Origin of the sequence: Pseudomonas onubensis, from assembly GCF_965653655.1 — a bacterium.
Lineage (GTDB): Bacteria > Pseudomonadota > Gammaproteobacteria > Pseudomonadales > Pseudomonadaceae > Aquipseudomonas.
This window is the reverse complement of the sequence record NZ_CBFHAZ010000032.1, coordinates 43,922-56,019: the sequence shown is the minus strand read 5'-3', so window position 1 is coordinate 56,019 and position 12,098 is coordinate 43,922. Positions and strand designations below refer to the sequence as shown.

Below are 12,098 nucleotides of genomic sequence, written 5' to 3'. Positions count from 1 at the left end.
CTCGCGAATGCGGTGTATCAGCCAATACATGCGTAGCTGATACTCCGTATTCGCGAGCAAGCCCGCTCCCACATTAGAATTTCGCCATTTCAGGTTCTGTATTCCACATTCGTCCTGCGCCCCTTACACGCTTCCCGGAGTTTTCCCATGACGGCCCATGCCGACCTTTCGCCGACCCTTCAACTCGCGATCGACTTGATCCGTCGCCCTTCTGTGACGCCGATCGATGCCGACTGCCAGAAGCTGATGATGCAGCGCCTGGGCGACGCCGGTTTTGCACTTGAGCCGATGCGTATCGAAGATGTGGACAACTTCTGGGCCACCCATGGCAAGCACGAAGGCCCGGTACTGTGCTTTGCCGGCCACACCGACGTGGTGCCGACCGGCCCGGTGCAGGCCTGGCAGAACGACCCGTTCGACGCGTTGATCGACGAACACGGCATGCTCTGTGGGCGTGGCGCAGCGGACATGAAAGGTAGCCTGGCGGCGATGCTGGTGGCCTCGGAGCGTTTTGTCACCGACTACCCGGACCACAAAGGCTCGGTGGCTTTTCTGATCACCAGCGATGAAGAAGGCCCGGCGCACCACGGCACCAAAGCGGTGATCGAACGCCTGGCGGCCCGCAAGGAGCGTCTGGACTGGTGCATCGTCGGCGAACCGTCGAGCACCACCTTGGTGGGCGATGTGGTCAAAAATGGTCGTCGCGGCTCCCTCGGTGCCACCCTGACCGTGCGCGGTGTACAGGGCCACGTGGCGTACCCGCACCTGGCGAAGAACCCGATCCACCTGGCCGCACCGGCGCTGGCGGAACTGGCGGCCGAGCACTGGGACGACGGCAACACCTTCTTCCCGCCGACCAGCTTCCAGATCTCCAACCTCAATTCCGGCACCGGCGCCACTAACGTGATCCCCGGCGACCTGACGGCAGTGTTCAACTTCCGCTTCTCCACCGAGTCCACCGTCGAAGGCCTGCAACAGCGGGTTGCGGCGATTCTGGATAAACACGGCCTGGACTGGCACGTTGAATGGGCCTTGTCTGGCCTGCCATTCCTCACCGAGCCGGGCGCGTTGCTCGACGCGGTATCCGCCAGCATCAAGGTGATTACCGGCCGCGAGACCAAGGCGTCCACCAGCGGTGGCACGTCCGATGGGCGTTTCATCGCCACATTGGGCACCCAAGTGGTCGAGCTGGGCCCGGTCAACGCGACGATCCATCAGGTCAACGAACGCATCCTGGCCAGCGACCTCGATGTGCTGACCGAAATCTACTACCAAACCCTGATCAAGTTGCTCGCCTGATGCTCGCTTGCCCCCTTTGCAGCGCACCGCTCAACGCGGTGGATAATGGCGTGGCGTGCCCCGCCGGGCACCGTTTCGACCGTGCGCGCCAGGGTTACCTGAACCTGTTGCCGGTGCAGCACAAGAACAGCCGCGACCCAGGCGACAACCTCGCCATGGTCGAGGCACGCCGCGACTTTCTCAATGCCGGGCACTATGCGCCAGTGGCCAGGCGCCTGGCCGAACTGGCCGCCGAGCGCACGCCGCAGCGCTGGGTGGACATCGGGTGTGGCGAGGGTTACTACACCGCGCAAATCGCCGACGCCCTGCCCCACGCTGACGGTTATGCGCTGGATATCTCCAAGGAAGCGGTGAAACGCGCGTGCAAACGCAACCCGGCGCTGACCTGGTTGATCGCCAGCATGGCCCGCGTGCCGCTGGCGTCGGGCAGTTGCCAGTTTCTCGCCAGCGTGTTCAGCCCTTTGGACTGGGAAGAGGCCAAGCGCCTGCTCAGCCCCGGCGGCGGTTTGATGAAGGTTGGCCCGACTGCCGGCCACCTGATGGAACTGCGCGAACGCCTGTACGACGAAGTGCGTGAATACACCGACGACAAGCATTTGGCTTTGGTGCCGCAAGGCATGAGCCTGGCGCACAGTGAAACGCTGGAGTTCACCCTGAGCCTGATCGAGCCCCAGGACCGCGCCAATCTGCTGGCGATGACGCCCCATGGCTGGCGCGCGAGTGCCGAGCGCCGTACTGAAGTGATCGAGGCCGCCGAGCCGCTGCGGGTGACTGTGTCGATGCGCTACGATTATTTCGTGCTTCAATAACCGACTTTTAAGTATCCGCGAATGGATTTTCGAATCCCGCAACGAGGAACATCCATGCGCCAACCTGATATCGAGATTTACCTGAAAGACGCCGACGTCGACTACAAGGCCATCGCCGCCTGGCTGGGTGCTGCCCTGGGCCCATGCACCGACTGGGTACAGAAAGGCCAGACCTACAAGTGCAAAGCCGGCACTGTGCCGGTTACCTGGCTGCCAAAAGCCGTGGGCAAGTGGAACAGCCTGTACCTGGAAAGCGACCAGACGCCGTGGGACGACGACATCGCCTGCGCCCGCGCCGCCTTTGCCGCGCTGAACGTCGAAGTGCGCTGCGCGCCGGGTACCTGGGTTGAGGAAGAAGGCGAGGAAAGCGCTGATACCTGGATTCGCATCAGTGCGGACGGCGAAGAGCAGATCACCTGGAAAACGGCATAACCCATAGATTGTGAACCCAATCAATATGTGGGAGCGGGCTTGCTCGCGAAAGCGGTGGATCAGTCAACAGATGTATCAACTGACACACCGTATTCGCGAGCAAGCCCGCTCCCACATGGGTTCAGCGGTGTTGCAAAAATCAATTGTTACAGCCCCACCACATCCTCAGCCTGCAAACCCTTCTCGCCAGTCACCACGGCGTACTCCACCTGCTGACCCTCGGCCAATGAGCGGTGGCCCTCACCGCGAATGGCGCGGTAGTGCACAAACACGTCCTTGCCGTCTTCACGCTGGATAAAGCCATAACCCTTTGCATCGTTGAACCACTTCACATTGCCGGTTTCACGCGTTGCCATCTGTCTTACTCCCACATGCATTTTTATTGTTGAGTCGCTCGCATTGAACTGCCGAGTATAAGACAGGCTCAAAAACGATCAACTCAAGTTTACATCGCTGCTTTTTTGCCGATTTTCGGCGAATACGGCACACTACCCGCCCGAGCACCTGCTCGGTTTTTTCCACTTGAAGCAGCACGCCTATGACCCGCTCCCCGTTCCGCCGTCTGGTGTTTGGCACCTTGCGCCGACTGTTGTACCTCTGGGTTCGCTCCGAGACGATCAACCAGTCGTCCCTAACCCTTAACCTGGACCGCAGCCGGCCGGTGTTTTACGTCCTGCAATCGCCCTCTCTCACCGAATTGGCGGTGGTCGATAAGGAATGCACCAAGGCCGGCCTGCCGCGCCCGGTGCTGCCGGTGTCGGTGGGTTCGCTGATTGAACCCGCCGCGTTCTTCTACCTCACGCCCGAACCCGACTGGCTCGGTCGCCAGGACAAGCGCGGCGCGCCGCCGACCTTGACGCGCCTGGTCAACAGCCTGACCGAGCACGCCGAAGAGAATGCACAAATCATTCCGGTCAGCGTGTTTTGGGGGCAGTCGCCCGAAAGCGAGTCCAGCCCATGGAAACTGCTGTTTGCAGACAGCTGGGCGGTCACCGGGCGTCTGCGCCGCTTGTTGAGCATTTTGATCCTGGGTCGCAAGACCCGCGTGCAATTCTCCGCGCCTATCAACCTGCGTGAATTGATCGAGCACAATAAAGGTCACGAACGCACCGTGCGCATGGCCCAGCGCATCCTGCGTGTGCACTTTCGTAACCTGAAGACTGCGGTGATCGGCCCCGACCTGTCCCACCGCCGCAACCTGGTCAAAGGCTTGGTCAACATGCCGCTGGTACGCCAGGCCATCGCCGATGAAGCCGAACGCGAGAAAATCACCCCGGAAAAAGCCAAGGCCCAGGCCCTGCGCTACGGCAACGAGATCGCTTCGGACTACACCTACACCGCGATTCGCTTTCTGGAAGTGGTATTGAGCTGGTTCTGGAACAAGATCTACGACGGCATCAAGGTCAACAATATCGATGGTGTGCAAAAGGTTGCCCAGGGTTACGAGGTGATCTACGTGCCTTGCCACCGCAGCCACATCGACTACCTGCTGCTTTCGTACCTGCTGTTCAAAAACGGCCTGACTCCGCCGCACATTGCCGCCGGCATCAACCTGAACATGCCGGTGATCGGCAGCCTGTTGCGCCGTGGCGGTGCATTTTTCATGCGCCGCACCTTCAAGGGCAACCCGCTGTACACCTCGGTGTTCAACGAGTACCTGCACACCCTGTTCACCAAGGGCTTCCCGGTGGAGTACTTCGTCGAAGGCGGACGCTCGCGCACCGGGCGCATGCTGCAACCGAAAACCGGGATGCTGGCGATCACCTTGCGCAGCTTCTTGCGCTCCTCACGCATGCCGATCGTGTTCGTGCCGGTGTATATCGGCTATGAACGCGTGCTCGAAGGCCGTACCTACCTGGGCGAGTTGCGCGGGGCGAGCAAGAAGAAAGAATCGATGTTCGATATTTTCAAAGTGGTCGGCGCGCTCAAGCAGCGCTTTGGTCAGGTCGCGGTCAACTTCGGCGAGCCGATCAAGCTGGCCGAGTTCCTCGACGCCGAGCAGCCGGACTGGCGCGCCCAGGAACTGGGCCCGAACTTTAAACCGGCGTGGCTCAACGAAACCACCAACCGCCTCGGCGAGCAGGTGGCACGCCACCTCAATGAAGCCGCAGCGGTCAACCCGGTGAACCTGGTGGCCCTGGCGCTGCTTTCGACCACGCGCCTGGCCCTGGATGAACAGGCCATGGCTCGCCAGTTGGACCTGTACCTGGCACTGCTGCGCCGTGTGCCCTACTCGCCGCACACCACCTTGCCGGAAGGCGATGGCCTGGCACTGATCAAGCACGTCAAGGACATGAACCTGCTCTCAGAGCAAAGTGACGCCCTGGGCAAGATTGTGTATCTGGACGAGCAGAACGCCGTCCTGATGACCTATTACCGCAACAACGTGCTGCACATCTTCGCCCTGCCCGCGCTGCTGGCGAGTTTCTTCCAGAGCAGCTCGCGCATGAGCCGCGACCAAATCCTGCGCTACACCCGCGCGCTCTACCCGTACTTGCAGTCGGAGTTGTTTATTCGCTGGTCGCTGGAAGAGTTGGATGCGGTCGTCGACCAATGGCTGGAAGCCTTCGTCGAGCAAGGCCTGCTGCGTTTTGAAAACGCTGTCTACCTGCGCCCGGCCCCGAGCTCGCGGCACTTTGTGCTGCTGACGCTGTTGTCCAAGAGCATCGCCCAGACCTTGCAGCGCTTTTACATGGCGATCTCGCTGCTGCTCAACAGCGGCCAGAACAGCATCAGCGCCGAAGAACTGGAAGACCTGTGCACGATCATGGCCCAGCGCCTGTCGATCCTGCATGGCCTGAATGCGCCGGAATTCTTCGACAAGAGCCTTTTCCGACATTTTATCCAGACATTGCTGGAGCAAGATGTGCTGCGCCGCGACGAAGCCGGCAAGCTGAGTTACCACGACCTGCTCGGCGAACTGGCGGAGGGCGCGGCCAAACGCGTGTTGCCTGCCGACATTCGCCTGTCGATTCGCCAAGTGGCCTTGCACCGCGTCGACGGTGCTGCTGAGGCGCCTGTGGAACCGGCAGAAAGCCGCTAGATTGACTGAGGCGTCGGGCTGTTTCCGGCGCCGTTGAAAAGGAGCTGTACCATGAAAAAGATCATCCTCCTGGGCCTTACCGCCCTTCTCGGAGCCTGCCAATCCATGACTCCAGCCTCCAAGGCCAGCCTCGACGGCGAAGTGTTCTACCTGCAACGCATCGCATTGCCGCCCGCTGCCACCTTGAGTGTCAGCCTGCAGGACGTATCGCTGATGGACGCCCCGGCGGTGACCCTCGCCGAACAGAAAGGCCCGGTCAAAGGCCAGGTGCCGCTGCCGTTTCACTTGAGCTATGACCCGGCGCAAATCAAGCCAGGCCACACTTACTCGGTGAGTGCTCGCATCGAGCTGGACGGCAAGCTACTGTTTATTACCACCGAACGCCACGCGGTGCAGCTCGACGGCAAGGATGAACAACCTCTGCGCCTGCGCGTTGATGCTGTCGCACACTGACATTCTCTAGAACATAAGCCCGAACATAAGGAAGCGCTCATGCTCCGTAACTCTCTTCGCCTCACTGCCCTGTGCGCAGGCCTGCTACTCGGCGCCAATGCCATGGCCCTAGACCTTGGCAGCCTGTCCCAGGGCGACGCCAGCGGCGGCCTCAAGGACGCCCTGACCCAAGGCGCACAGATCGCCGTGAAACAACTGGGCGCGCCCGGTGGTTTCAGCAACAACCCCGAAGTGAAGATCGGCTTGCCAGGCAAACTGGGCAAAGTCGCCGACAAGCTGAAGATGTTCGGCATGGGTGACCAGGTCACGCAGCTGGAAACCAGCATGAACAAGGCCGCCGAAACGGCCGTGACCCAGGCGCAACCGATCCTGGTCAATGCGGTAAAAAACATGAGTGTGACCGACGCCAAGGGTATTCTCAGCGGCGGCCAGGACTCGGCGACGCAGTACCTGAATAAAAGCAGCCGCGAACAGATTCGCGCCAAGTTCCTGCCGATCGTCAAGGCCGCTACCGACAAGGTTGGGGTTGCTCAGCAGTACAACGCCCTGGCCGGCAAGGCGGCAGCCTTTGGCGCTGTGGATGCCAAAAGTGCCAACGTTGAAAACTACGTGACCGAACAGGCGCTGGACGGCTTGTTCAAGATGATCGCGCAGCAGGAAGAAACCATTCGCAAGAACCCGGCGGCGGCAGCCACCAGCCTGGCGAAGAAGGTGTTTGGCGCGCTGTAAGCCGCTCAAACACGCTGGAGCCACTGCGCCAAGGCCGCTTACCACGGGCCTTGGCGCAGTTGTTTCAGGCAAAGCCCATTAACGATTCAGCGTAAAAAGCGGATAGGTAGGCCTGTAGGGTGAAGGCAGCTCGTGGACCGTGTGTTGCTGTGGATACGGCCTGCCATGGTTGGTCTGGGTTGGATAGGTATGGCCCGCGGGTGGCCGGACTGTATGAGGACGATGTTGGTGATGATGGTGGTGGTGATCGTTTGTTGCGTGCCCTGACCTATACCCCGTTCCAAAATCATTGCGCGGTACATTATTGCCCAGCAAGGCCCCAAGAAACGCACCTTTGAAAGCAGCAATAGCATCTAAAAAAGCCATATAAAACTCCATAAACTCATTCAAAAAGGCCAGACTGCCGAATTGGCAAAGTCCAAACCTGTGCCTGTCCATCAGGCAATTCTGAGTGGAGTAAAAAAAACAACCGTTCCAAATCCGCACACGCCGGTTTGCATCAGCATGTGAATCAATGAATCACCGCCCCTGCCAATCGCCCCATCATGATTGTGGCAAAACAACCGATAGCCACAGAGGTGATGCGGCTGATCTTCAAGGGGGTCAACCAGGCTTTCTGAAGCCCTTCAAAACGGCTGCCCAGTACGATCCAGGCAGTGCCTACCGGTATCACCACCATCGCCAGCAGAGCCATGAACCCGGCATACCCCGACAACGAGGCGAATGTGCCGACCGGCGCGATAAACGAAACAATCAGCAGGCCCTTGGGGTTCATCACCGTGAGCCAGAAAAAATGCAGGCTGGAAAATCGATCGTGGCTTGAGTCGATACTGCTGGTGTGGCGTTGCCACAGCGTGAATGAGACATGCAACAGGTAGCAAGCCGCTGCCAGTTGTACGGCCATCAACGCCCACAGCGAGTATTCCACCAGATAGCGCAGTGCAACACCCCACACGGAAACCTGCAACAGGTAAGCCAGGCACTCGATAAACACCAGCCTCCATGAAGCCTTGAACCCGAATAACACCCCAGCCCGCAAAAGCAGAGTGTTGGTCGGACCTGGGGCAAGTAGTAGCAACATCAAGGCTAAAACAGTAGACACCATGATTACACGACGTCCTTCCTCACTCGGAACCACGCAGCATACAGGGCCGGCAAGAACAATAACGTCAACGCCGTCGCCACAATCAGCCCGCCCATGATTGCCACAGCCATCGGCCCGAAGAACACGCTGCGCGACAGCGGAATCATCGCCAGTACCGCCGCAAGCGCCGTCAGTACAATCGGGCGGAAGCGTCGGACGGTGGCTTCGATGATCGCTTGCCAAGGCGTGAGCCCAGCCTTGATGTCTTGTTCGATCTGGTCCACCAGGATCACCGAATTACGCATGATCATGCCCGACAGCGCGATGGTGCCGAGCATGGCGACAAAGCCGAAGGGCTGGCGGAACACCAGCAGGAACAAGGTCACGCCGATCAAGCCCAGCGGCGCCGTCAGAAACACCATTGCAGTGCGTGAGAAACTGCGCAGTTGCAGCATCAGCAAGGTCAGCACTACCACGATAAACAGCGGCACGCCGGCCTTGACCGAGTTCTGGCCACGGGCCGAATCCTCGACGGTGCCGCCCACTTCGAGCAGGTAGCCATCCGGCAGTTCGGCGCGCACACCTTCCAGAGTCGGCAGGATCTGCTGGACCAGGGTCGCCGGCTGTTCCTTGCCGTAGATGTCGGCACGCACGGTCACCGTCGGCAGGCGATTGCGGTGCCAGATGATGCCTTCTTCAAAGCCATATTCGAGGGTTGCAATCTGCGACAGCGCTACGCTTTTGCCGTTGTCGGTCGGCACCGCCAGGCTCGGCAGCAGTGACAGTTCGGTACGTTCATGCACGGTGCCGCGCAGCAGGATCTCGATCAACTCGTTGTCCTCGCGGTACTGGCTGACGCTGGAACCGGTCAAGGAACTTTGCAGGAACTTCGACAGGTTGGCGGTGCTGACGCCGAGGGCACGGGCGCGGTCCTGGTCGATATTCAGGTAGACGATCTTGCTCGGTTCTTCCCAGTCCAGGTGCACGTTGACCACGTGGGTATTTTCGCGAACCTTGGCCGCGACCTTGCGTGCCAGGGCACGGACTTCTTCGATGTGCTCGCCGGTCACGCGAAACTGCACCGGGTAGCCCACGGGCGGGCCGTTTTCCAGGCGTGTGACGCGTGAACGCAGGTCGGGGAATTGTTCGTTAAGGGTCTCGATCAGCCAGGTGCGCAGGCTTTCACGTTCTTCGATGGTTTTGGCCAACACCACAAACTGCGCAAAGCTGGCGGCCGGTAGTTGCTGGTCCAGCGGCAGGTAGAAACGCGGCGAACCGGTGCCCACGTAGGCCACGTAGTTGTCGATGCCGGCATGTTCCTTGAGCAAGGCTTCCAGGCGCTTGACCTGGTCGGCGGTGTTGCTCAGCGAGGCACCTTCAGCCAGTTTCAGGTCGACCATCAGTTCCAGGCGACCGGAGGCCGGGAAGAACTGCTGTGGCACAAAACGGAACAGCGCCACCGAGCCGATAAACAACAACAAGGTCAATACGATCACGGTTTTGCGCCGACGCACACACCATTCGACCAAGCGTCTTACCCGCTGGTAGAACGGTGTGCCGTAGGGATCTGGCCCATCAGTGCCGTGTTTGGCCGCATGAATCTTCGCCAGGTCCGGCAGGAGTTTTTCTCCCAGGTACGGCACAAATACCACCGCCGCGACCCACGAGGCCAACAGGGCAATGGTCACCACCTGAAAAATCGAACGGGTGTATTCGCCGGTGCTTGATTGCGCAGTGGCAATCGGCAGGAAACCTGCGGCGGTAATCAATGTGCCAGTGAGCATCGGGAACGCGGTGCTGGTCCAGGCAAAACTCGCGGCCTTGAGCCGGTCGTAGCCCTGCTCCATTTTGATCGCCATCATTTCCACGGCGATGATTGCATCGTCCACCAGCAAGCCCAGGGCCAACACCAAGGCGCCGAGGGAGATTTTGTGCAGGCCGATGCCCAGGTAATACATGGTTGCAAAAGTCATCGCCAGCACCAGCGGGATCGCCAGGGCCACCACCATGCCGGTGCGTACGCCGAGAGAGAAGAAGCTCACCAGCAGCACGATAGCCAGGGCCTCAGCCAGTACCTGGACGAATTCGCCGACGCTGGTTTTCACCGCCGCCGGTTGGTCCGAGACCTTGCGCAGTTCCATGCCTGCCGGAAGGTTCTTCTGCAGGCGTGCGAATTCGCCTTCGAGCGCTTTGCCGAGTACCAGAATGTCACCGCCATCACGCATCGCCACGGCCAGGCCAATGGCGTCTGCGCCCATGTAGCGCATGCGCGGCGCCGGAGGGTCGTTGAAGCCGCGGTGGATTTGCGCCACGTCACCGATGCGGAAGGTGCGGTCCCCTACGCGGATCGGGAAGTTACGGATCTCATCGACGGTTTTGAAGTTACCCGAGACCCGCAGTTGCACGCGTTCCGTCGGGGTTTCAAAGAAACCGGCGGTGGAGACGGCGTTCTGCTCCTGCAGTGCCTGCTGCACCGCAGCCAATGGCAAGCCGAGGGTGGCGAGCTTGAGGTTGGACAGCTCGATCCAGATCTTCTCGTCCTGCAGGCCCAACAACTCGACCTTGCCCACATCGGGCACGCGTTGCAGTTGAATCTGGATGCGGTCGGCGTAGTCCTTGAGCACCGCGTAATCAAAACCGTCACCGGTCAGAGCGTAGATATTGCCGAAGGTGGTGCCGAATTCATCGTTGAAAAACGGCCCCTGGATATCCGGTGGCAAGGTCTGGCGAATATCGCTGATCTTCTTGCGCACCTGATACCACAGCTCCGGGATTTGCGCCGAGTGCATCGAGTCGCGGGCCATGAAGGTGACCTGGGACTCACCGGGCCGCGAGAACGAGACAATACGCTCATACTCGCCGGTCTCCATCAGCTTCTTCTCGATACGCTCAGTGACCTGCCGCGAGACTTCCTGCGCCGTGGCGCCCGGCCAGTTGGTCTTGATGACCATGGCCTTGAAGGTAAACGGCGGGTCTTCACTTTGCCCCAGCTTGGTGTAGGACAAGGTGCCGACCACTGCCAGCAGGATCATCAGGAACAGTACGATCTGGCGATTACGCAACGCCCATTCGGAAAGATTGAAACCCATCGGGGACTACTCCTTGGCCGCCAGATTCACTACTCGGTTGGAGCGATCCACCGGGCGCACTTGCTGGCCCTCATGGAGCACATGCACACCCGCCGCAATCACCCAATCCGTGGGAGCCAAGCCTTCGAGCACCGGCACGGTTTTTTCACCAAAGGCACCGATGCGCACCGGCGTTCGTTTGAGCGTGTTGTCCGGCTGTACCCGCCAGACGTAGGACGCACCGTTTTCTGCGCTAAGGGCCGACAGCGGCACTGACAATGGAACGACGCCATCGGCCTGGATGAAGACGCGGGCACTCTGGCCCAGCTCGGCAGGGACTTTGCCGCCGGTGAAGGCGACACGTGCGGCGAAGGTGCGAGATTTTGGGTCAGCGGCGGGTGAGAGTTCACGAATGCGCCCGGCAAAACGTTGGTCGGGCTGGCTCCACAACTCCACCGCCACCGGCTGGCCGATCTTGAAGCGGCCGAATCCTTGCTCGGGCAGGCTGATCAGCACTTCGCGCTCGCCGTCCGTGGCCAGGGTGAACACCGTTTGGCCGGCGGACACCACTTGGCCGACTTCTACCGCACGCTTGGCAACCACGCCATCTTGAGGCGCACGCAACACGGCGTAGCCGGCCTGGTTGCTCGACACGTCGAACTCAGCCTTGATCTGCTTAAGGCGCGCTTCACCTGCTCGGTAGAGGTTTTCGGAATTGTCGTACTGCGAGCGGCTGACCATCTGACGGTCCATCAGGGTTTTGTAGCGGTCGCGTTCGGCGCGCACCAGGCTCAGATTGGCTTCGGCGGCGGCGACCTGGGCGCGGGTGGCTTCCAGTTGCAGGCGAACGTCCTGGGGGTCGAGCTCTGCCAATGGCTGGTTGGCCTTGACCCGCTCGCCCTCCTCCACCAGGCGCTTACTGACTTTGCCGCCGATGCGAAAGGCCAGGTCCGGCTCATAACGGGCGCGTACCTCACCCGGAAAACTGTCCATCGCCAGTGCTGACGGCTGCGGTTGCACCACCATGGCCGGGCGAATGGTGGTTTGGGCCGCTTCTTCATGGCCGCAGGCGGCCAACAGGAAGACCAGGCTGACAGGCAACGCAAGGGGCAGGAAAGTACTGCGCATGCTGAAGGACCTTTCGCAAATGGAGCTAGGAATAATTATACTGGCCGGTATGT

At 60.4% G+C, this 12,098-nt stretch carries 10 protein-coding genes; 6 read left to right on the top strand and 4 right to left on the bottom strand.

Annotation, left to right across the window (positions count from 1 at the left end; translation table 11 throughout):
• Nucleotides 1-147 precede the first annotated feature (147 nt).
• From dapE to ACTD9P_RS13370, 3 genes are read left to right on the top strand one after another with little or no spacing between them, the layout of a single operon-like run.
• On the top strand, nt 148-1,299 hold the full coding sequence (gene dapE / locus ACTD9P_RS13380; protein WP_438868051.1) for a succinyl-diaminopimelate desuccinylase: 1,152 nt from the start codon (nt 148-150) through the stop codon (nt 1,297-1,299).
• A complete protein-coding gene (locus ACTD9P_RS13375; RefSeq protein ID WP_438868050.1) occupies nt 1,299-2,108 on the top strand; it encodes a putative RNA methyltransferase in 810 nt (269 codons plus the stop codon). The genes dapE and ACTD9P_RS13375 overlap by 1 nt, the downstream gene beginning before the upstream one ends.
• Nucleotides 2,109-2,162: 54 nt before the next feature.
• Nucleotides 2,163-2,540: a hypothetical protein gene (locus tag ACTD9P_RS13370; RefSeq protein WP_438868049.1), complete on the top strand. Its 378-nt coding sequence runs from the start codon at nt 2,163-2,165 to the stop codon at nt 2,538-2,540.
• A gap of 146 nt (nt 2,541-2,686) precedes the next feature.
• On the opposite strand, the gene ACTD9P_RS13365 is transcribed toward ACTD9P_RS13370, so the two are convergent.
• The gene (locus ACTD9P_RS13365; RefSeq protein WP_003219353.1) at nt 2,687-2,896 is read right to left on the bottom strand and encodes a cold-shock protein; all 210 of its coding nucleotides are present in this window, start codon (nt 2,894-2,896) and stop codon (nt 2,687-2,689) included.
• 182 nt (nt 2,897-3,078) lie between these two features.
• Here ACTD9P_RS13365 and plsB point away from each other — a divergent pair, with 182 nt between their 5' ends.
• From plsB to ACTD9P_RS13350, 3 genes are read left to right on the top strand one after another with little or no spacing between them, the layout of a single operon-like run.
• Nucleotides 3,079-5,583: a glycerol-3-phosphate 1-O-acyltransferase PlsB gene (plsB, locus tag ACTD9P_RS13360; RefSeq protein WP_438868048.1), complete on the top strand. Its 2,505-nt coding sequence runs from the start codon at nt 3,079-3,081 to the stop codon at nt 5,581-5,583.
• Between the two features lie 51 nt (nt 5,584-5,634).
• On the top strand, nt 5,635-6,036 hold the full coding sequence (locus ACTD9P_RS13355; RefSeq protein WP_438868047.1) for a YbaY family lipoprotein: 402 nt from the start codon (nt 5,635-5,637) through the stop codon (nt 6,034-6,036).
• A gap of 39 nt (nt 6,037-6,075) precedes the next feature.
• Nucleotides 6,076-6,765, top strand: a complete 690-nt coding sequence (locus ACTD9P_RS13350; RefSeq protein ID WP_138816471.1) for a DUF4197 domain-containing protein — start codon at nt 6,076-6,078, stop codon at nt 6,763-6,765.
• A gap of 511 nt (nt 6,766-7,276) precedes the next feature.
• Here the strand turns inward: ACTD9P_RS13350 and ACTD9P_RS13345 are convergent.
• The 3 genes from ACTD9P_RS13345 to ACTD9P_RS13335 all read right to left on the bottom strand — a co-directional run bounded on the left by ACTD9P_RS13345 (nt 7,277) and on the right by ACTD9P_RS13335 (nt 12,045).
• Nucleotides 7,277-7,759 carry a LysE family translocator gene (locus ACTD9P_RS13345; protein WP_438868045.1) on the bottom strand — a complete coding sequence of 161 codons (483 nt, stop codon included), beginning with the start codon at nt 7,757-7,759 and terminating at the stop codon, nt 7,277-7,279.
• 113 nt (nt 7,760-7,872) lie between these two features.
• The gene (locus tag ACTD9P_RS13340) at nt 7,873-10,938 is read right to left on the bottom strand and encodes an efflux RND transporter permease subunit (protein WP_438868044.1); all 3,066 of its coding nucleotides are present in this window, start codon (nt 10,936-10,938) and stop codon (nt 7,873-7,875) included.
• A 6-nt stretch (nt 10,939-10,944) separates the two neighbouring features.
• Nucleotides 10,945-12,045 carry an efflux RND transporter periplasmic adaptor subunit gene (locus ACTD9P_RS13335; protein WP_438868043.1) on the bottom strand — a complete coding sequence of 367 codons (1,101 nt, stop codon included), beginning with the start codon at nt 12,043-12,045 and terminating at the stop codon, nt 10,945-10,947.
• Nucleotides 12,046-12,098: the final 53 nt, after the last annotated feature.